The organism is Mesorhizobium sp. WSM4823 (assembly GCF_055811195.1).
The window spans coordinates 1-19,414 of the sequence record NZ_JBVVQL010000022.1 but is presented as its reverse complement, the minus strand read 5'-3'; the positions used below and the strand labels follow the sequence as shown (position 1 = coordinate 19,414).

17 protein-coding genes and 1 pseudogene are annotated in these 19,414 nt (G+C 60.9%); 11 read left to right on the top strand and 7 right to left on the bottom strand.

Features of this window, described 5'->3' with window-relative positions:
* The first annotated feature begins 60 nt into the window (after positions 1 to 60).
* Positions 61 to 1,503, top strand: a complete 1,443-nt coding sequence (locus tag AC0L26_RS30105) for an MFS transporter (protein WP_473635860.1) — start codon at positions 61 to 63, stop codon at positions 1,501 to 1,503.
* A 64-nt stretch (positions 1,504 to 1,567) separates the two neighbouring features.
* Here AC0L26_RS30105 and radC read toward each other — a convergent pair whose 3' ends face one another.
* The 4 genes and pseudogenes from radC to AC0L26_RS30085 form a co-directional block, all read right to left on the bottom strand.
* Complete coding sequence (radC, locus tag AC0L26_RS30100; protein ID WP_473635826.1) at positions 1,568 to 2,320, bottom strand: RadC family protein; 753 nt, start codon at positions 2,318 to 2,320, stop codon at positions 1,568 to 1,570.
* Positions 2,321 to 2,369: 49 nt separating this feature from the next.
* A complete protein-coding gene (map, locus tag AC0L26_RS30095) occupies positions 2,370 to 3,197 on the bottom strand; it encodes a type I methionyl aminopeptidase (protein ID WP_473635825.1) in 828 nt (275 codons plus the stop codon).
* A gap of 289 nt (positions 3,198 to 3,486) precedes the next feature.
* On the bottom strand, positions 3,487 to 4,359 hold the full coding sequence (locus AC0L26_RS30090; RefSeq protein ID WP_473635859.1) for a ferritin-like domain-containing protein: 873 nt from the start codon (positions 4,357 to 4,359) through the stop codon (positions 3,487 to 3,489).
* Between the two features lie 154 nt (positions 4,360 to 4,513).
* Positions 4,514 to 4,650 (bottom strand): annotated as a pseudogene (locus tag AC0L26_RS30085) (ferritin-like domain-containing protein); the annotation flags it as partial.
* A gap of 150 nt (positions 4,651 to 4,800) precedes the next feature.
* Between AC0L26_RS30085 and AC0L26_RS30080 the strand changes: the two are divergent.
* The 4 genes from AC0L26_RS30080 to AC0L26_RS30065 all read left to right on the top strand — a co-directional run bounded on the left by AC0L26_RS30080 (position 4,801) and on the right by AC0L26_RS30065 (position 10,360).
* Positions 4,801 to 6,573, top strand: a complete 1,773-nt coding sequence (locus AC0L26_RS30080; protein WP_473635824.1) for a type I secretion system permease/ATPase — start codon at positions 4,801 to 4,803, stop codon at positions 6,571 to 6,573.
* A 38-nt stretch (positions 6,574 to 6,611) separates the two neighbouring features.
* On the top strand, positions 6,612 to 7,937 hold the full coding sequence (locus AC0L26_RS30075) for an HlyD family type I secretion periplasmic adaptor subunit (protein WP_473635823.1): 1,326 nt from the start codon (positions 6,612 to 6,614) through the stop codon (positions 7,935 to 7,937).
* Positions 7,938 to 8,048: 111 nt separating this feature from the next.
* Entirely contained in the window at positions 8,049 to 9,698 is a 1,650-nt protein-coding gene (locus AC0L26_RS30070; protein WP_473635822.1) for a hypothetical protein, read from the top strand.
* Positions 9,699 to 10,063: 365 nt separating this feature from the next.
* Positions 10,064 to 10,360, top strand: a complete 297-nt coding sequence (locus AC0L26_RS30065; RefSeq protein WP_473635821.1) for a DUF982 domain-containing protein — start codon at positions 10,064 to 10,066, stop codon at positions 10,358 to 10,360.
* Here AC0L26_RS30065 and AC0L26_RS30060 read toward each other — a convergent pair.
* Positions 10,357 to 11,181 (bottom strand): alpha/beta fold hydrolase, encoded by an 825-nt coding sequence (locus tag AC0L26_RS30060; protein ID WP_473635820.1) that lies wholly within the window; start codon positions 11,179 to 11,181, stop codon positions 10,357 to 10,359. The genes AC0L26_RS30065 and AC0L26_RS30060 overlap by 4 nt on opposite strands.
* 204 nt (positions 11,182 to 11,385) lie before the next feature.
* Here AC0L26_RS30060 and AC0L26_RS30055 point away from each other — a divergent pair, with 204 nt between their 5' ends.
* From AC0L26_RS30055 to AC0L26_RS30035, 5 genes are read left to right on the top strand one after another with little or no spacing between them, the layout of a single operon-like run.
* The gene (locus AC0L26_RS30055) at positions 11,386 to 12,630 is read left to right on the top strand and encodes an ABC transporter substrate-binding protein (protein WP_473635819.1); all 1,245 of its coding nucleotides are present in this window, start codon (positions 11,386 to 11,388) and stop codon (positions 12,628 to 12,630) included.
* A gap of 4 nt (positions 12,631 to 12,634) precedes the next feature.
* Positions 12,635 to 13,372, top strand: coding sequence for an ABC transporter ATP-binding protein (locus tag AC0L26_RS30050; RefSeq protein ID WP_473635818.1), 738 nt, complete (start codon positions 12,635 to 12,637; stop codon positions 13,370 to 13,372).
* Positions 13,369 to 14,088: an ABC transporter ATP-binding protein gene (locus AC0L26_RS30045; RefSeq protein WP_473635817.1), complete on the top strand. Its 720-nt coding sequence runs from the start codon at positions 13,369 to 13,371 to the stop codon at positions 14,086 to 14,088. The genes AC0L26_RS30050 and AC0L26_RS30045 overlap by 4 nt, the downstream gene beginning before the upstream one ends.
* A gap of 25 nt (positions 14,089 to 14,113) precedes the next feature.
* On the top strand, positions 14,114 to 14,989 hold the full coding sequence (locus tag AC0L26_RS30040; protein ID WP_473635816.1) for a branched-chain amino acid ABC transporter permease: 876 nt from the start codon (positions 14,114 to 14,116) through the stop codon (positions 14,987 to 14,989).
* Complete coding sequence (locus tag AC0L26_RS30035; RefSeq protein ID WP_473635815.1) at positions 14,986 to 15,993, top strand: branched-chain amino acid ABC transporter permease; 1,008 nt, start codon at positions 14,986 to 14,988, stop codon at positions 15,991 to 15,993. The genes AC0L26_RS30040 and AC0L26_RS30035 overlap by 4 nt, the downstream gene beginning before the upstream one ends.
* An 11-nt stretch (positions 15,994 to 16,004) precedes the next feature.
* Here the strand turns inward: AC0L26_RS30035 and AC0L26_RS30030 are convergent, their stop codons facing one another.
* On the bottom strand, positions 16,005 to 17,321 hold the full coding sequence (locus tag AC0L26_RS30030) for a M20 family metallopeptidase (protein ID WP_473635814.1): 1,317 nt from the start codon (positions 17,319 to 17,321) through the stop codon (positions 16,005 to 16,007).
* Between the two features lie 107 nt (positions 17,322 to 17,428).
* On the bottom strand, positions 17,429 to 18,376 hold the full coding sequence (locus AC0L26_RS30025) for a MurR/RpiR family transcriptional regulator (protein ID WP_473635813.1): 948 nt from the start codon (positions 18,374 to 18,376) through the stop codon (positions 17,429 to 17,431).
* 160 nt (positions 18,377 to 18,536) lie between these two features.
* On the opposite strand from AC0L26_RS30025, the gene AC0L26_RS30020 reads away from it, so the two are divergent.
* Positions 18,537 to 19,196 (top strand): DUF2161 domain-containing phosphodiesterase, encoded by a 660-nt coding sequence (locus AC0L26_RS30020; protein WP_473635858.1) that lies wholly within the window; start codon positions 18,537 to 18,539, stop codon positions 19,194 to 19,196.
* The last annotated feature ends 218 nt before the right edge of the window (positions 19,197 to 19,414 follow it).

The following is a 19,414-nucleotide window of genomic DNA, read 5'->3' as shown; positions in this document are numbered from 1 at the left end:
ACAAAAGGACTACGTGTCTGACAGCTCCGTTCCGGGAGTCGCTGAAAAACGGAGTTCATGTTGAAGCCAATTGATGCAGAACGGGCAGTCGCCGAAGATGCGGAACGGGCACCTTCGGTTCGGTGGGCGCTCGTCAGCCTTTCGCTGTCCATGTTGTTGTCCTCGCTCGGCATCAGCATCGCCAATGTCGCCTTGCCGAGCTTGGCGCAGGCGTTCAACGCCTCGTTCCAGGAAGTCCAGTGGATCGTGCTGGCTTATCTCCTCACCATTACCACCCTGATCGTCAGCGTCGGACGGCTCGGCGACCTCACCGGCCGCCGGCGGCTGCTGCTGGCCGGGCTTTTCCTGTTCACCGTGGCCTCGGTTCTGTGCGGCGTCGCGCCGACGCTCTGGCTGGTGATTACGGCCCGAGCGGCGCAGGGTTTGGGGGCGGCCATCATGATGACCCTCACCATGGCTTTTGTCGGTGAGACGGTTCCGAGGGCAAGGACCGGCAGCGCCATGGGGCTGCTCGGAACGATGTCGGCGATCGGTACCGCTCTCGGTCCATCGCTCGGCGGCTTTCTGATTGCCGGAGCCGGTTGGCGGGCGATCTTCCTCGTCAACGTGCCACTGGGTTTTTTGGCCTTTGTTCTCGCGTACCGCTATCTGCCAGCTGATCGCCGGGGGCCGAAGACGGATCGGGCCGACTTCGACGTTTTGGGCACGCTGCTGCTTGCCTTGGCGCTTGGCGCCTATGCGCTCGCGATGACGACCGGGCGTGGCAATTTTGGTCCGCTCAACATGGCCCTATTGGTGGCAGCCGTTTTCGGAGCCGGCTTGTTTGTGCTTGTGGAGGCGAGGGTGGCGTCGCCTTTGATCCGACTGGCGGCGTTCCGCAACGCGATGCTAAGTGCAAGCTTGGCCATGAGTGCACTCGTTGCGACGGTGATGATGGCGACGCTGGTGGTCGGGCCGTTCTATCTGTCTCGTGCGCTCGGGCTCGACGCTGCTCTTGTTGGCATCGTCATGTCGGTCGGTCCGCTTGTCGCCGCGCTGACCGGTGTGCCAGCTGGTCGCATAGCGGACCGTTTTGGCGCTGGGCGGATGACCACCATTGGGCTCGTCGCGATAGCGGCCGGTTGCTTCATTCTGTCCATAATGCCGGCAACGCTCCCTGGCTACATCGCCCCGATCGCAATCATCACATCAGGCTATGCGCTGTTCCAAACGGCCAACAACACCGCTGTCATGTCAGACATCCGCCCGGGCCAGCGGGGCGTCATTTCCGGCTTGCTCAATTTGTCGCGCAATCTCGGGCTCATTACTGGCGCATCCGTCATGGGCGCCGTGTTCGCGGTTGCGTCAGCGACGACCGACATCACGACGGCGCGCCCAGAGGCCGTTGCCGCCGGTATGCGGATCACGTTCGCGGTCGCGACGATACTGATCGTCGTCGCGCTCGCCATCGTGGTCGGAAGCCGTGCTCTCGCGGCACGCGCTTCGATGTCTGGCGTGTCATGACACCGTAGTCTGAGCGCAACCCGGACGCTTTCGACGAGATGCCGGTGCATGTTCAGATCGGGCGTCAGATCAGCAGCAGGCCCTTCATGCTGGCGTGGCCCTTCTTGCCGATGATGATGTGATCGTGGACAGCAATGCCGAGCGGTTTGGCCGTCTCGATGACCAGCTTGGTCATCTCGATGTCGGCGCGCGACGGCGTCGGGTCGCCACTGGGATGGTTATGCGCCAGAATGATCGCCGTGGCCGAGAGTTCGAGCGCGCGCTTGACCACTTCGCGCGGGTAGACCGGCGTGTGATCGACGGTGCCGACCTGCTGCACCTCGTCGGCGATCAGCGCGTTCTTCTTGTCGAGAAACAGGATCCGGAACTGCTCGCGTTCCTCGAAGGCCATGACCGACCGGCAATATTCGAGGACCTGCGTCCAGGTCGACAATAGCTCGCGGCCGGCAATCTCGCCGCGAGCCATGCGCTGCGCGGTTGCGGCAACCACCTTCAGGTCGAGCGCCACCGCCGGACCGATGCCGTTGACCTCCTCAAGCCGCGCGACGGGCGCGCCAAGCACCTCGGCCAGCGTGCCGAAGCGCGCCAGCAGCGCCTTGGCGACGGGCTTGGTGTCGGAGCGGGGGATCAGGCGAAAGAGCAGGAGCTCCAGCAATTCGTAGTCGGGAAGCGCGTCGGGACCCGCGGCCGCGAACCGTTGGCGCAAGCGATCGCGATGACCCAGATAATGCGGTTTTTTGACCGGCTTGGCTTTCGCCAAAGGCTGAACATGGTTTTCGGAGAAGAAACTCCGCTCGTCGTCGTTCTTTGTCCCCATAAGCCGCCCGCACCCCATCGACCGGAAAGGTCCGGCGCCGGGCGAAACACTAGGCCGGCAGGCCGGGGCGGTCGAGTTTTTTCGGCGACAGCGTGAAAATCTCACATCCGCTCTCGGTGACGCCGATCGTGTGCTCGTACTGCGCCGACAGCGAGCGGTCGCGCGTCACCGCCGTCCAGCCGTCCGACAGGACTTTTACATGCGGCCGGCCGAGATTGATCATCGGCTCGACGGTGAAGATCATGCCCGGCCGCATCTCGACGCCCTCGTTGGCGCTGCCGTAGTGCAGGATGTTCGGCGCATCATGAAAGAGCTGGCCGACGCCGTGGCCGCAGAAATCGCGCACCACCGAGCAGCGCTCGCCTTCGGCATAGGTCTGGATGGCGGCACCGATGGCGCCGGTGCGGGCGCCGGGCTTGATCGCGGCGATGCCGCGCATCAGGCATTCATGCGTGACCTCGAGCAGGCGCTCGGCGGCGCGCTTGATCGAGCCAACCGGATACATGCGCGAGGAATCGCCGTGCCAGCCGTCGAGGATGTAGGTGACGTCGATGTTGACGATGTCGCCGTCCTTCAACGGTTTGTTGTCGGGAATGCCATGGCAGACGACGTGGTTGATCGAGGTGCAGGACGACTTCGTATAGCCGCGATAGTTGAGCGTCGCCGGCAATGCCCCGTGATCCATGCCGAACTCGAAGACGAAGCGGTCGAGGGCTTCAGTGGTGACGCCGGGCGCGACCATCGGCACCAGTTCGTCGAGGCAGCGCGCGGTAAGATCGCAGGCCTTGCGCATGCCGGCAAAGCCCTCTTCGCCATAGAGGCGGACCTGGCCGGTGTTTCTGAGCGGTGCCGTGGCGGCGTCGAGATAGGTGACCATTCTTGTCCGTCTTGCCGGGAGAGGGGGCTTCTAATGAGCCCGCGCGAAAATCTTCCCAGATTTGGCACCTGATGGCGTCAGGTTCAAGGACGAACTGCCGATCACGGGCACAAGCCGGCGAAATTCCGGCCTAACACCGTCTTGTGCGTTAAGCCCGTGCAAAGATGCCCAGCCGAGTAGCGCTCAAATTCATCTTGCGCTGTGCGCTACTTCGTTCGCACCAGATTGGACGTGGGCTGCAGGCGCAGCCGTGCATCCGTCCGCATCAAGCTTCTCGTTCGCAGTCCGCTCAGGTGCTTTTGAGCGTTCCGTTCATGCCGTTCGGGTAAAAGCCGCCTTTGCTCACGCCGGCCTGATCGGTCAGATAGACGATCCGCAGCACCTCTTGCGGCGTTCTCGTGAAGGCGATCGCATCTGGCGTCGATGGAACGATATTGGTCTTGTCATCCATTCGGATGCCTTGGTCCTTGTCTTCCGATCCGTCAATCTTGTCACGTGCGTCGGAAACGGCGTTGGCGGCCTTCCAGGCATCCTCGCCCATTCGGTAAAGCGACGATCGTGCCATTCCCATGTGGTAAGCCTCGACGGCCAGAATGCCGGCGGCAGCCGCCACGAAGTCCTTGTTCTTCAGGACGGTCGCGGCGCCAGCATAGGCAGTGACGCCAACGTCCTCGAACAGCATCCCGCCTAGCACGAAATTCATCTGGTTACCGAACGGATCAAAGTCGTCCCCGAGTCCCGCGGCCTTCGCGACCGCAGCAAAGCCTGCATCGAAATCGATTGCCGGCCGGTCTACGGCTTCGCTTCCAAGCGTCTTGCGGTAGAACCTGACGTGAGCAAGTTCGTTTTCCGCGACTTCCTGCATGAATTGACCGATGGCAGGCGTGTCAAAGGAAACCTGTTTGCCACCGACGACAGCGCCGGCCTTGGGGCCAGCATCGGAGTCATCGATGCCTTTTCCGGTGGTGCCGCGCAAATAATATTCGGCTTCCATGTATTCCAGATTGAGGGCGAACCGGAAAATGTCTTCGTCTTTAACGTCGTCCTGCGCATAGGCGCGGGAAACGGGGGTAAAGCCGGTGGTCGTAGCGAGTGTGGCTCCCAGGCCAAATTGCAATGCGCGGCGGCGCGAAACATGAAGTGAAGGCGTAGCACGGATCATGGCTTCCTCCCAAAAGCCCGCCGGCATCAAATTATCTGGCACCTTAAAAGCGGGCCTTCGTTCCCAACTTCGCCAAGGGTGGAATGTTCCTTAATCCCTGCGAATGACCTCGCCGGATGCCGGTGGACAACAGGCATGAGTCTGGTGTGTTGCGAGCATAGGCGGTGACGCCAACGTCCCCGAACGCATGCCGCCTCGCACGAAATTCATCTGGTTGCCGAACGGATCAAAGTCGTCCCCGAGCCCCGCGGCCTTGGCGACCGCGGCAAAGCCCGCATCGACTTCGATTGCCTATGACACTCAGGACCTCGATTTCGGGGGTGCGCGATTGGATGAGAAGGAGCCCGCTCGGACAGCGCTCTGGCGCGATGCGATACATTAGGTCATCATGATATAGATTTCGGTGGTCGGGAGACGAGCGTTACTTCGGGAGGGATGGGAATGTCGACTTCGAACGGCAGGCTGCCTTTGTCGAAAAGCCTGTTCGAGATCGGGGTGTTTTCCGCTGCCGTCAATGTGTTGCTGCTCGTACCTCCGCTTTATCTCTTACAGATTTATGATCGGGTTCTGCCGTCGTCGAGCATGAACACTCTCATTTATCTGTCGCTGTTTTCGGTCACTGGGCTTGCGGTCCTTGGGATTTTGGAAGTAGTCCGCTCGCTTTATGCAAATCGGCTGGCTGCACGCTTTGACGCTCGATTGGGATCTGCGGCTTTTCTCGCAGCGATGAATGGTCCGGGAGCCGGCTTCGGCGACGTCCAACCGTTGCGCGACCTAGCGACAATCCGCAGTTTCGTTGCCTCGCGCTCATTGTTCTTCCTCTTCGATTTGCCTTTCGGACCGCTTTTCCTGGTTCTCCTCTACTTTGTTCACCCATTACTGTTTGCGATCACGCTTGTTGGTGTGGTCATCATGGTTATCATCGCGCTGCTCAATCAGGCGGTTACAAGCCGAAGCGGCAGGGAGGCCGGCGACACGCTCGCCGCCACGATGAATGCCGCACAGACTTTTGCGCGTAATTTCGAAACCGTGCGCGCGCTTGGGATGGTTTCCAGCATTATCGAGTTCTGGGGCGATCGCTTTGCACAGTCGCTCCGCGCGTCAGACAAAGTCGCACGAAACAATGCGTTCTATGGCGGCCTGTCACGGACAATCCGCATCCTGCTGCAACTGGCCGCGCTTGCCGTAGGCGCCTATCTCGTCCTGGCTGACGAAATGACGGCGGGAATGATGTTCGCGGCTTCGATCATCTCGGGGCGTGTACTGCAACCCATCGACCAGATCGTCGGCAGCTGGCGGCAAATCGCTGAAACGGGCCAGGCCTGGAAAAGAGTCACCGCGTTGCAAAAGCAGGTTTTCAGCGAAAGGCACGCCGATGTGGAACTGCCCCCGCCGGTCGGCGGGCTGACACTCGACCAGGTCGTCTACTTCCTGCCCAACACCGACCCTGGCGATCTTCCACTGATCAAGCGGTTGAGTTTTTCTGTTAACGCCGGCGAGTGCGTTGCCATCATCGGACCCAGCCAGGCTGGCAAGTCGACGCTTGCAAGATTGATAGTCGGCGCTGTCAAGCCTCGCTCTGGCGTCGTGCGGATAGACGGCGCCGACATCCAGAACTGGCGGTCGGATCAACTCGGTAAGCATTTCGGATATCTGTCGCAGGATGTGGAACTTTTTCCCGGAACGGTCGCGCAGAATATTTCACGATTTGAAGCTGATCCGTTCGACCAGGAGATTATAGCAGCTGCAGAACGCGCTCACGTGCACCAACTGGTGCTCGGTCTTCCCCGCGGCTACGCAACGGTAATCGGCCCGATGGGAGTGAGGCTCTCTGGCGGAGAAAGACAACGCATCGGGCTAGCCCGCGCGTTTTTCGGCGACCCCAGAATTCTTGTGCTCGACGAACCAAGCGCAAATCTGGACGCAGAAGGTGAAGCTGCCCTCGAGCGAGCGATCCTTAATGCCCGTTCAGATAAAAGAACAGTTCTGCTCATCACGCATCGCCCGTCGCTTGCTGCGAAATGCGACCGGATCCTAATGCTTCGAGATGGACAGATCGAGCTGTACGGCCCGGCCCAGGATGTGTTGCACCGATTGGCTCAAGGACAAAACAAACCCATGACACAGTCTGCGACTGCAAAATCCCTTGTTGGAACCGCGAACGAAGGCCGAGGCTTGCTGGATCAAGCGATACCGCCTCGCCTGGAGAACTGAGCCCAGGGCGTTTGGGCTCGGCTGTCCAAAGGACATGTATGCAAAACGAAGCTGAGAATTTCCGCTGGCATAGAAAAATTCCCACGCGAACTGGGAAGATCGCCATTGCCGGCTACTCAGCGATAGCAGCCCTCATTGGTGGATTTGGCGTGTGGGCAGCCACCGTGCCGATAGCCGGCGCGGCAATTGCGCCAGGTGTTGTTGCCGCTGCCGGCAAGAACATCATGATCCAGCATCTCGAAGGCGGAGTCATACGAAAAATCCACTTTAAGGAAGGCGACAGGGTCAAGAAGGGAGACCCGCTTTTCGTTATCGACGCAACAGCGGCTGAGACGCAGGTCAACCGTCTTGTCAAACAGTTGATATCCCAGAGAGCCAAAGCAGCGAGGCTTGAAGCTGAGCGCGACGGACTGTTCGAAATCGACATGCCTCCTGACCTGGAGCGCCCCTCGGGTGGGCTCGACGTCCAGGATGTTATCGCCCAGCAACGAAAGGAATTTGAGGCACGTCTGGCGCGCTATCATGCCGAGCAGGAAATTCTGCGGCAGCGGATCGAAACTTTAAAGGAATCCGTCACCGGGCTTCGGGCACAAAAGAAAGCTTCAGAAGAACAGTTGACAATCGTGCGAGAAGAAGCCGAGCGCAAGAAGCAATTGCTTGAGAAAGGCCTGACAAACCGCAGCGAGTATACCGAACTCTTGCGAACCAGTGCTTCGCTTGTCGGCCAGGCTGGAGCGATAGAATCGCAGATCGCTGGAACTGCGACGCAACTTGCGGAGGCCAGTCAACAAATCGAGAGACTAACAACATCGCGAGTGGAGGAGGCCGTCGGCGAACTGAATACGGTCCGCTCATCACTGGCCGACCTCCAAGAACAGATCAACGCTGCCCAATCCATCCTTCAACGGACGATTGTGAAGGCCCCGACCGACGGCATCGTGGTTCACTCGTCATATAATTTCGAGGATGGGGTTATCCGGCCCGGTGAAGTCGTAATGGAACTGCTGCCGACCACCGATGAGTTGGTTATCGAGGCACGCATCTCTTTGCAGGATATCGACTCGATCAGGCTGGGGCAGGAAGCGCATATGATGCTGAGCGCGCTGAATGCACGCATTACGCCGCGAGTGCGTGGAAAAGTCATCTACATATCAGCCGACCGCATCGTCGACGACAAGACCGGCCAATCGTTCTATGCGACAAGAATGAAGATAGACGAGGAGCTTCCGATGGAGATCAAGCGAGAACAGATTTATCCCGGAATGCCTGTTGAAACCTTCATCGGAACCGGCGACCGGACCTTTCTGAATTATCTCCTGCGGCCTTTCCTGGATTCTTTTGGCAAGGCGTTTCGCGAAGAATAGCTCGTCCGTCGCACGGTAAAGAGCCGAACTAGTCCTCCGTGATTATTGCTCGCTCTAGCCCAGCAGCTTAGGACTGTGATGGGTCGGGTAGGCTTAACAGGAGAGCGTACGATGGCTAAACGCGTTCCTTTTACTCCCGGCGATCTAGTGGATCATCAACGAGGCACCGATGACATCCTTAGTAGCGACTTCGCTACAGCTATCTTAATCGGCGATGCTGGCGGCAGCATGCTCGATTTTTCCAAGGGCGGCAACGACACCTTCACGGCGTTGCCAATCTCCACCACCACCACTGCTTACGGTGATGCCGTCGACGATATCTCGGACCACAGCAAGGGTGGCAGCGACATTTTCACGGGCGCCTCGCTAGGCACCTACATTTTCTACGGTGACGTCGGCGGCAACATGTTCGGTCATGCCCAGGGCGGCGACGACAGTTTTAGCGCCCAGGGCGACTCCTTCAATACTTTTTACGGTGACGCCGGCGGCGATATGTCGGACCACAGCAAAGGCGGCAACGACACCTTCAGCAGTGAAGAGGGTAGGCGGGTAGACAACACGTTCTACGGTGACGCCGGCGGCAATATGTTCGGCTTTGCCCAAGGCGGCGACGACGCTTTCGTGACCAGCACTCGACAAGGAGCCGACCACACCTTCTACGGTGATGCAGGCGGCGAGATGTCCGATCGCAGCAAGGGCGGCAACGACACGTTCGAGGGCTCGACAGAAGCCAATAACATTTTCTACGGTGACGCCGGTAGCAACATGTCCGGCAAAGCGCTGGGCGGCGACGATAGCTTCACGGGCAAGAGCGATTCATTCAACACTTTCTACGGCGATGCCGGCGGCGACATGTCGGACGACAGTAGGGGTGGCAACGATACCTTTACGGGCCGCTCCTTTTCCGTCAACACTTTCTTCGGCGACGCTGGCGGCAACATGTCTGGCCATGCGCTGGGCGGCGACGACTATTACACAGACACGTTTGGGGATCTCGGGAGCAAAACTCTCTATGGCGATGCGGGCGGCGATCTTTCCGGTTTCGCCGAGGGCGGCAACGACACCTTCACGAGCGTGGGTGGGTCTCAGGTAACGTTCTACGGCGACGCGGGCGCCAACATGTCCGACGATGCTCGCGGCGGCGATGACGTGGCCGTGCTGCAAGGCACCCATAATCTGGGCTATGGCGACGCTGTTACGATGCTCGGCAGCGCTGTGGGCGGCAATGATGACCTAACCGGCGGCAATAAGAGCTTCTTTCCTGACACTCAAAACGAGTTGTACGGCGACGCATTCGCTATGTCCGGGTCCGCCACGGGCGGCAACGACATTCTTACCGGGGGCCAGAACAGCGAAAGCGGCCAAGTCAGTAACTTCTTATGCGGTGACGCTTTACAAATGTCCGGTTCGGCCACGGGCGGCAACGATGTCCTGTCCGCGGGGAGCGCGGCAGCCGGCTGCACGGTCATCAATGACATGTGGGGTGATGGGCAACTGAGCGACTTGGCAGAGGGTGGCCAAGATCTGTTCATATTCGAGGACGATGGTGTAATGACGGTCGGAACCCAAAATACCATTTACGACTTCAGCCAGGACCAAGGCGATAGTATCATGTTTAGTGGTGTGGAGGGCGTGCAATCGTTCAATGATCTCGCTATTGTCCAAAGTGGAACCAGCACCATCATTACCGCGGGGGTCGATCAAGTTACTCTCGAAAATTTTTCGAACGTGCTGACGGCGGATGACTTTTTGTTCGCCTGAGAGCGAAAGCCTTTTCGCTCTGATGCGCCGTCACCGGTCAGCGGTGATGCTATTCGGTGAGGGTCGTTCGACCAGGGTTCGCACGTCAATCCTTGCGCGCTCCGCGAGTTCGCGAATCCGTTGCTTTGTGACGGCAGTTATGCTATTGATTTAGGCACGGTGCTGATGTGCGCCAGTTACCCGCCGCTGAGGCGGGTTTTTTATTTCAGGTTTCAGCCCATCCTTCACAGGGCTCCGATCGAAGTTGGCGGTCACGAGGTGACCTCCTCGTTAGCCACTTCCGAGGCGTCGAGCCCAAGGCGAGAGCCGGTCGAGCAACCTTTCGCGACGAACGGCGTTGCTGCGGCGATGTCGGGAGACAATGAATGGATAGATTGCAATTCAAGGTGCCGGTACGCATCATGCCCGCACCCGGCCTGCCTATCGAGGAAATCTACAGCGTCGAACAGGCGTTGGATTTCCTGCAGGCTTGGCCGGTTCGCCGGCAAGGCCCGGTCTATCAGGCTGCGTTCAATGCATGCTTCGGCGCCACGGTCGACCTGGTCGAGACCGAGGAGGCCTGCCGGGCATTCCTGACTTTCTGCCGGGTGAGCCGCCTCCTGGCCAGAGATATGATGGTTCCAGGCAAACGTCCTGGCGAGGCAAAGGGGCTCAGGGTTTAGCGCCAGCCGGGCTCGAGGCTTTTGAGGAAGCGATCGAAGATCGGGTCGAACCGGTCCGGCGAATCCCAGAACGGCGCGTGGCCGGAATTGCTGATCAGGTGTTTCTTGCCTTCCCAGAGATTGGAGAACGGGATCGTATCGACGAAGTCGGTGTTGACGAACGGTTCGTCGGCGCCGTTGAGGACCGCGATCGGTGGCGTTTTGCCGAGAATTATCTGGCTTTGGTCCTTTCCTTCGCCCGCCGCGAATTTGCCGAGCATCAGTCTGCGCGCGCGGCCATCGGTGCGCGTGACGGCATTGCGGAGCAACTGGTCATAAGGCTCGCCGCAGGTCGAGTGCGCATAGGCGTCGATGTCCTCTTCGGTGAAGACCTCCTGACCCGCAAGGTTCATATGCGGGCTGGTCTTGAAGCCCTTGCCTAAATCCGCGGCGGCGATCGGCGGCGTGCCTGTGATCATCAGGCCGAGCATGCCGGGATAGCGGTCGATCATCTCCAGCCCGATATGACCGCCCAGCGACCAGCCGAAGACCGCTGCTTGTTCGATGCCAAGCCGGTTCAACACCTCGGTCATCGCGTCGGCGTAACCCGGCATCGAATAGCTGCGCTCCGGATCGACCGCGTCGCAGGACTCGCCATGCCCCGGAAGGTCGACCGCGATCAGATGGTAGGCCGCACCAATCCTGCCGTCGAACTGATTGCGGAAGACGGCGCCCGACGACGAATTGCCGTGGATCATCAGCACCGGCATGCCGGTACCGGCGCTTTCGCGCACGGCCAGCGTGCCGTGACTGGTTTCGATCGTCTTGATCGTGGTCTCCATTCGCGCCCTCTCCATTCGCACTGTCTCCTGTCTCGATTTTCGCTCGTGCCTCGATTCGCCTGGCCGCTGCAGTTCCCGCGGACTGCTTAACAGTCAAATTTGTTCGCGCGTGCATGAAAATATCTTTTCAAATTGACCCGTCTGTGCATAATTTGTCAATCATCCAACCATCGCCACGATAATAACAGGGGAACAGGATCAATGATGACCAAGTCGATGAAACGCCATGTCAGGCATATGCTGATCGGAACGTCGCTCGGCATGATGCTGGCCGCTGCGCCAGCATTCGCCGACGTCGTCAAGATCGGCCTGCTGGCGCCGCTGACCGGCCCGGCGGCAGCCGACGGCCAGGAATTTCAGCGCGGCGCGCAGATGGCGATCGACGAGGCAAACAGCGCCGGCGGCGTCGACGGCCATACGTTCGAGCTGGTCGTGGGCGACGTCAAGGACCAGTCGGCGGCGAACGTCACCAGCGCGGTCGAGCGCCTGCTCGGCGACCAGGACGTGCACTTCATGCTGACCGGCTATGCCAGCCTGACCAATTTCGAGATCGACAACATGGCCGAGGCGGAGATGCCTTACATGCTTGCCGCCACATCGCAGCAGACCAAGGACATCATCGCGCCCGATCCGGAGAAATATGCCTGCTGCTGGTCGCTGACCCCGTCGTTCGACGCCTACAACACCGATGTAACGGTTTTTGTCGAGAAGCTGGCGGCCGAAGGCAAGATTACGCTGCCGACCAAGAAGGTCGCCATCATCTCGTCCGACAACGCCTATTCGAAGACCATTTCCGAGGGCATGAAGAAGACCTTCAAGGAGAAGGGCTGGACCATCACCGTCGACGAACTCGTGCCCTTCGGTGACGTGACCGACTGGCGTTCGATCCTGGCCAAGGTGCGTGAAGACGTGCCGGACGTGGTCATCAACACCGACTATCTGCCCGGCAACTCGGCCTCGTTCCTCAACCAGTTCCTGGAGCAGCCGACCAAAAGCCTGGTGTTCCTGCAATATGCGCCGAGTGTTCCGGAATTCGTCGAGCTGACCAAGGAAAAGTCGAACGGCGTGATCTATAACCTGCTCGGCGGCGCGCTGACGACGCCGAAGAACCCACGCGCCGACGAAGTGGCGGGCAAGTTCAAGGCCAAATACGGCGTTGAAAGCGGCACCTATGGCGTCGGCCTCTACGAGATGGTCAATGTCTATTTCGATGCGCTGAAAAAGGCCGGCGACCCAAGCGACCATGCCGCGGTCATGAAGGCGCTGTCCGAGACAGACAAGCAGGTCGCCGAGGGCAGCCTGAAATTCGATCCGGCGACGCATCTTGCCATGCAGGGCGACGACTACATTCCGATCACCTTTTTCCAGATATGGGACGGCAACCGCACCCTGATCTCTCCCGCCAAATACGCGACCGGCGAGTTCAAGCCGCAGCCCTGGATGAAATAGCGGCATGCCGCTGCTTGAAGTCGAGGGCGTATCGAAAGCGTTCGGTTCGCTCAAGGCGGTCGACGACGTGTCGTTCGCCGTCGAGGCCGGGGAAATCTTCGGCGTCGCCGGACCGAACGGCAGCGGCAAGAGCACGCTGTTCAACGTCATCACCGGCATTCCGTTCGGCCCCGACAAGGGCCGGATACGGTTTGACGGAATGGAGATCCAGGGCAAAACAGGCAACGCCATTGCACAGCTCGGCCTTCTCAGGACCTTCCAGCGCGAGACCAGCTTCGACGGGCTGACCGTGTTCGAGAACGCGCTGATCGGCGCGAGCTACGGCAAGCCCGGGCGAGGGGTGGTTGAGGCGCGGATCCGCGCCGCCGAGGCGCTGGAGTTCGTCGGTCTTTCGTCGGCTACGTTTGGACGGCTTGCCGGCGAATTGTCGGTGTTCGACCGCAAGTGCCTGATGCTCGCAACGGCAATCGCCACGGAACCACGCATGCTTTTGCTCGACGAGCCGGCATCGAGCCTGACCAAGCCCGAGATCGAGACGTCGATCGGATTGATCAGGCGGACAGCGGCGCGCGGTATCACCGTGGTGCTGATCGAGCATGTGCTGACCTTCCTGATGAGCCTGTCGCAACATCTTCTGGTGCTGAACCAGGGCCGCGTGCTCGCCGCGGGCGAGCCCAAGAGCGTGATCGCCGACCAGCGCGTGGTGGAAGCCTATCTCGGGACAAGGAGATCGGCGGCGTGAGCGAGAGCCCGATCCTGAGCATCGAGGCGGTTACATCAGGCTATGGCCGCGTGACCGTTCTGCATGATATCACGCTCGAGGCGGGCCGGTTCGGCAATGTCGGGCTGTTCGGGCCGAACGGTCACGGCAAGACGACGCTGCTGAGGACGATTTCCGGCCTAGTCGCGCCGAAACGCGGCCGCATCGTCTTCGACGGCAAGGATATTACCGGCTTGAGCGCGCGCGCCATCGTCGCCACCGGTCTCATCCATGTGCCGCAGGGCAACAAGCTGTTTCCCGACCTGACGATCGGCGACTGCATGGCGCTTGGCGCCTATTCGCCGCGCGCACGGCCGCACGAGGCCGAGAACCGCGAAAAGGTGGTGAAGCTGTTCCCGAAGCTGGCCGAACGCTGGCGGCAAAGGGTGCGCACGCTTTCCGGCGGCGAGCGCCAGATGGTGTCGATCGGCACGGCGCTGATGAGCCATCCGCGTCTGCTGATCCTGGACGAGCCAACGCTTGGGCTTGCGCCGAAGATCAAGGACGAACTCTGCACCGCCGTCATGGATATTTCGAAGGGCGGCGTGCCGCTCGTCGTCGTCGAGCAGGATATCGAGTTCCTGCTCGAACTCAGTCGCCAGCTCTTTCTTGTCGATCACGGAGCGGTCAAGACCGAGATCCGGCCGGGTGAGAGCATCGAGCACAGCGAAATCATGGCGATGTATTTCGGACATTGAAGGCAGGATTGGACAGGGTTCGGGCATGAGCGTCTTTTCGGATATCTTCTTCGGCGGCCTGTTCCAGGGCTCGCTCTACGCCATGATGGCGGTCGGGCTGGCGCTCGTCTGGACGACGATCGGCGTGTTCAACTTCAGCCATGGCGTGTTCATGATGCTGGGCGCCTATTTCGCCTGGCAGCTTGTCGCCTTCGGCCTGCCGGTGGTGATCGCCTTTCCGCTCGCCGTCATCGTCATGGCCGGCGCGGGCTGGATCCTGCAGGCCTCGGTGGTGCGGCCACTGATCGGTCGTCCCAACATCGTGCTGGTCGTCGTCATCACAACGCTGGCCGCCGGCTCGCTGATGGAAAACGGTGCGCTGACGGTCTGGGGGCCGCGCTCCAAGCAGCTGCCGAGCCTGATCGAGGGCAACACCACCGTCGCCGGTGTCGGCGTGTCGCTGCACCAGATCGCGATCATCGTCATCACGCCGCTGATCCTCGCAGCCTTGTGGTCGTTCCTCAACCGGACGCGGCTCGGCCTTGCGCTGAGGGCCGTCGCGCAGAACGAGGATGCGAGCCAACTCGTCGGCCTCAACGTCACGGCGCTTTACGGTCTTGCCTTCGCCATCGCCGCGTCGCTGGCGGGGCTGGCCGGGATCTTCATGGGCGGCTACCGCTTCATGAACCCGTCGATGGGCGCAGACCCGTTGCTCAAAGCGCTGATCGTGGTGGTTTTCGGTGGTATTTCAAGCATTTCGGGACCGATCTTCGCTGCCTACCTGATCGGGTTCTTCGAGGCGGCGAGCAACTACTATTTCGGCCTTTACTGGACGCCCGCACTGCTTTTCCTCGTGCTTATCGCGACGCTCATGGTGCGCCCCGAGGGTATTTTCGCCAGCCCCTCCAGGGGGCTCGCATGACCCTTCTCGACATCGCCATCCCGTCTGCTCCCGGCCGCGTCGTCTGGAACCGCGAGGCGATCGGCTTCGTGGCTGGCTTCGTGCTGCTTGCCCTGCTGCCACTCGTCTTCGGCGACAGCTACAGCCGGCATGTGCTGATCATGATCTTCATCTACGCCATCGTCGCCTCGAACTGGGACCTCAGCCTCGGCTATGGCGGCGTCTTCAATTTCGGCCATCTGGCGCTGTTCGGCATCGGCGTCTATGCCTACAGCCTGCTTGCCAAGCTGGCAGGCGTCGATCCGTGGATCGCGCTTTTGGCGAGTGGCGCCATCGCCACCTTGGCGGCCGTGCTGGTGACCATTCCGATCCTGCGGCTCAAGGGCATCTATATCATCCTGGTGACCTTCGGCTTCGCACAGCTCGTCATGCAGGTCATCATCAGCCAGTCGGAACTGACGGGCGGCACGCAAGGTCTGGTGCGGGTGCCCGGCCTCTATCTTTTCGACCACAACATGGTCCGCGACGGCAAGCTCGCCTATTTTTACATTGCGCTGACACTTCTGGTCCTCAGCACGCTGTTCCTGCGGCTGTTCGTGCGCTCTCGCGCCGGCGCCAGCATCGTGGCTCTGCGCGACAATGAGGAATACGCCATCAGCCGCGGCGTCTCGCTGGTGAGGCAGCGCATGGTAACGCTGGCGGCAAGCGCCTTCTTCACCGGGATTGCCGGCGCCTTCTACGCCGCCTACCAGCGCAACGCCTCGATCGACGTGTTCGGCATGAGCCTGGCGACCATCATCCTGTCGATGGTGCTTCTCGGCGGGACAAGCACGATCTATGGCGCCATCATCGCGTCTTTCGTGCTCACCGTCTTTTCCGAGGCAATGGCCGATTTCGGCGCGTGGCGGCTGATGATCTCGGCGCTGCTCATCATCGTGATCATGCTGGTCTATCCAAGCGGCCTCGTCGGCATGATCCGCGCTGCCTGGACGGTGGTGGCCGGTCGCATCAAGCGCCCGGCCTAAGTCAGCCGAAATCAGCGGACGCCGCACCAGTCGATGACGGAAGCGGCGATGACCTTGGCGGTCTCCACCACCGAATCGATCTCGACATATTCGTCAGCGCCATGAAAACCGTCGCCGGACGGACCGAAGATGACGCCGTCGACGCCGGCGCCGGCATAGTGCGCGGCGTCGCAGACAGCGACGAAGCCCTTCACCTCAGGCGTCTTGCCGATGCGTGCCTTATTGGCGACGAGCGACCTGACCAGCGGATGATCCGGCGCGGTGTTCATCGGCGGAAAATAAAGGCCGCCCAGTTCCCACTGGATGGTTGGCGGGTTGTCGCGCAGCCAGGCGTCGGTGGCGGCGAAATGATGCACGAACGTTTCGAAATCGCGGCGATAATCGGCCGAGTTCTCGTCGGGCAGGAATTTCATATCGAGATCGAGGACCGCGACATCAGGGATGATCGCCGGATTGGTCATCACCGTCGGCAAGCCGTTCTCGCCAAGACCGGTGCCGCCATGCATCACGCCGATGTTGATCGTGTTCATGCCGAGCGGCAGCAGCGGATGCGATCCGGCCCGCGTGCGGTCGAGCTCGTATTGGCGCACGGCGGCGATGAAGCGCGCCGCGAGCTCGATGGCGTTGACGCCGGGTTCCAGCCGGTCCTTGTCGTGGCGCTGCGGATAGATCTCATTGTAGCGCAGCGCCGAATGCGCGTTGCGGCCGCGTATCGTCACCCGCGCCCATTCGAGCCCGCCCTCGACCGGCAGGACATCGCCCCAGGTTGGTTCGGCGACCAGCACCGCCTTGGCGAGCTTGCCCCTGGCGACCGCGTCCATGGCGCCGAAGCCGCCGGCCTCCTCGTCGACCACAGTGTGGATCGCCAGCCGGCCCTGCAGCTTGATGCCGGCCTTGCGGATGGCGTGCGCCGCCGCGATGCAGGCGGCGACACCGCCCTTCATGTCGACAGCGCCGCGGCCGTAGAGGCGCCCGTTGGTAATGTCGCCGCCAAACGGATCGACCGACCAGTTTTTCATTTCGCCGACCGGCACGACATCGATATGGCCGCACAGGATCAGGCTGCGTTCCTCGTCGCCGGCCCATTCGCCGACCAGATTGGGCCGACCCGGCAAGGCGTCCCATTGTTCGGTCGCGAAACCGTCCGCCTTGAGGATCGGCTCCAGCAGCGCCTGCACGTCGGCCTCGCGGTTCAGGCCTTGTTTGGCCTCGAATTTGGGATTCACCGAAGGAATCCGCACCATGTCGCTGGTCAGCCCGATCACCCAGTCGCGATCCTTGTCGATCTCGGCTTGCGCAGCGGCGACGGCCGCATCCCTGTCCAGCATGTCGATGTCCTTTCGTGCCTCTGCGGCGTTCGTGATTGTCTCTTTGGTGTTGCTTGGTGTTGCGGGGTGGCTCGGCCGCTCCTCCTGCGCCGACCATGTCGGGCCGGTTACGTCGATTTGGGTTTGCCCCTGACGAATGGTGCCGCCCACTTTGCCGGATCGCCGGCGGCTGCGCTGCGGCCGCCGGGATCGACGAAATCCGAGGCGTCGAGCGTCACGCCGTTGGCGCGGCGGATCCCTTCGATGTCCTCGATGCGCTTGCGTACCGTCTGGCCTTCGCTCTCCAGCGCGTGAGCAAATACGGTTTCCATCTGGACGACGGCGGTGGCCAGCGTGTCGAACGGCGAGTTGGCCTCTATCGCCGCGATCAGCGTCAGATCGGCGTGTTCGGAGATCGGCGACAGCCATGGATCGGTGAAAAGCAGGATGCCCACGCCTCGCTCGCGCGCCTGGCGGGCGAAGTTCACCACGTCCGATTGGTAGCGGCGATAGTCGAAAACGACGAGCAGGTCGCGCTTGCCGAGATCGATCAGCAGGTCGAAATCTGTCGACGCCAGAGCGCCGATGTCGTGCACGCTGGGACGGAACTGCACGAGATAACCGGCGAGCATCGAGGCGATGTGGCGGCTGAAGCGTCCGCCGAGCAGCACGACCTGGCCTTTGCAGTCGAGCAGCATCCTGGCGGCGCGGCCATAGCTCTGCGAGGGAACCGCCGTGCGCGTCCGCTCCAGGCTGTCGGAAACCGAATGGAAGTAGTCGCTGACAGTGCCTTCGCTCGAATTGGCAGGCCGCTTCGCCTCCATCATCAGCAGAGGAGAATGCAGGCGGGATTCGATTTCCGCCAGAAGCTTGGCCTGGAAGGCGGCAAAGCCGCCATAGCCGAGCTTGACCATGAGGCGCATGACCGTCGGGTCGCTGACGCCCGCTGCCTTTGCCAGCCGCGAGGCAGTCCCGAGGCCGGACATCGGATAGTCGGCAAGCAGGACCTGCACGATCTTGGATTCGGCGGATGTGAGGGCCAGGGTGGTATGCGCCAACTCTTCGCGGATCGACACCGAACCTCTCCCTTCCCGTATTCAGCCGATGATAGAGAAGTTACAAATTCTTGTGTCGATGTCAATTTTTGGAATTGTTTCTACAAAGGCCGCAGGGTGACTATTGATAATGGCTAAGAGGTTCGGTGCCACCCAGCCACGAATCGGCTATGCCACAGGCATGCAGGAAACGTCTCTTTACATCCCGGTGAAGCGGTTTCTCGAGAGCCTGGAATTCACCGTCAAAGGCGAAATTGGTGGCTGCGATGTCGTGGGCGTGCGTGACGGCGAGCCGCCCGTGGTCGTCATCTGCGAGTTGAAGCTGCAGTTCAACCTCGAGCTCATACTTCAAGGTGTCGATCGTGCCGCGTCATGCGACGAGGTCTGGCTTGCGGCGCGGATGTCGAGCCGAGGCAAAGGCCGCGAGCACGATCGCCGGTTCCGCGCACTCTGCCGGCGGCTTGGCTTCGGGCTTCTGGGGGTCGGCGCCGCTGGCAACGTCGAATTGCTGCTCAGCCCGGCCGCCTTGCCACCCCGACGAGACCCGAGGCGAAGATCGCGCCTGGTGGACGAGCATCGGCGCCGGCGCGGCGACCCTGTGCTCGGTGGTGGCTCCCGTGCGCCGATAATGACCGCTTACAGACAAGATGCGCTGGCCTGCGCCGCTGCGATGACCGATGGCCCGAAGCGGCCGCGCGATCTGAAAGCCATTTCACCGCGCGCCGCCAAGATCCTGCTTGACAACGTCTATGGATGGTTCGCCCGGGCCGAGCGCGGCGTCTATGCGCTTACAGATGCTGGCTATGCAGCCTTGCAGCGCTGGCCGCAGCACGCGGTTTGAGCGCGACGATATCCAGCTTGCAGGGGGCCGTTCCGTTCCGAAAATTCTCAAGATTTCTATCAATGCGTGTGGGTATGTGATTTGTAGCTAATATACCTGTCGAGTAGGCAGGGCACCGCGGGGCGCTAAGAAAATAAGAATAAGGAATATAAATGGCTACTCTGCACTACACATCGGGTGGGTCCGCTGCGGAAATCGCAACCGCCGGATTCAACCTG

Bases quoted from the DNA above. Each gene is read 5' to 3' on its own strand.
- AC0L26_RS30080 (WP_473635824.1), top strand. From the start codon at position 4,801: ATGTCGACTTCGAACGGCAGGCTGCCTTTGTCGAAAAGCCTGTTCGAG.
- AC0L26_RS30090 (WP_473635859.1), bottom strand. From the start codon at position 4,359: ATGATCCGTGCTACGCCTTCACTTCATGTTTCGCGCCGCCGCGCATTG.
- AC0L26_RS30065 (WP_473635821.1), top strand. From the start codon at position 10,064: ATGGATAGATTGCAATTCAAGGTGCCGGTACGCATCATGCCCGCACCC.
- AC0L26_RS30050 (WP_473635818.1), top strand. From the start codon at position 12,635: ATGCCGCTGCTTGAAGTCGAGGGCGTATCGAAAGCGTTCGGTTCGCTC.
- AC0L26_RS30030 (WP_473635814.1), bottom strand. From the start codon at position 17,321: ATGCTGGACAGGGATGCGGCCGTCGCCGCTGCGCAAGCCGAGATCGAC.
- AC0L26_RS30035 (WP_473635815.1), top strand. From the start codon at position 14,986: ATGACCCTTCTCGACATCGCCATCCCGTCTGCTCCCGGCCGCGTCGTC.
- AC0L26_RS30020 (WP_473635858.1), top strand. From the start codon at position 18,537: ATGCAGGAAACGTCTCTTTACATCCCGGTGAAGCGGTTTCTCGAGAGC.
- AC0L26_RS30040 (WP_473635816.1), top strand. From the start codon at position 14,114: ATGAGCGTCTTTTCGGATATCTTCTTCGGCGGCCTGTTCCAGGGCTCG.
- map (WP_473635825.1), bottom strand. From the start codon at position 3,197: ATGGTCACCTATCTCGACGCCGCCACGGCACCGCTCAGAAACACCGGC.
- AC0L26_RS30070 (WP_473635822.1), top strand. From the start codon at position 8,049: ATGGCTAAACGCGTTCCTTTTACTCCCGGCGATCTAGTGGATCATCAA.
- radC (WP_473635826.1), bottom strand. From the start codon at position 2,320: ATGGGGACAAAGAACGACGACGAGCGGAGTTTCTTCTCCGAAAACCAT.
- AC0L26_RS30060 (WP_473635820.1), bottom strand. From the start codon at position 11,181: ATGGAGACCACGATCAAGACGATCGAAACCAGTCACGGCACGCTGGCC.
- AC0L26_RS30075 (WP_473635823.1), top strand. From the start codon at position 6,612: ATGCAAAACGAAGCTGAGAATTTCCGCTGGCATAGAAAAATTCCCACG.
- AC0L26_RS30055 (WP_473635819.1), top strand. From the start codon at position 11,386: ATGACCAAGTCGATGAAACGCCATGTCAGGCATATGCTGATCGGAACG.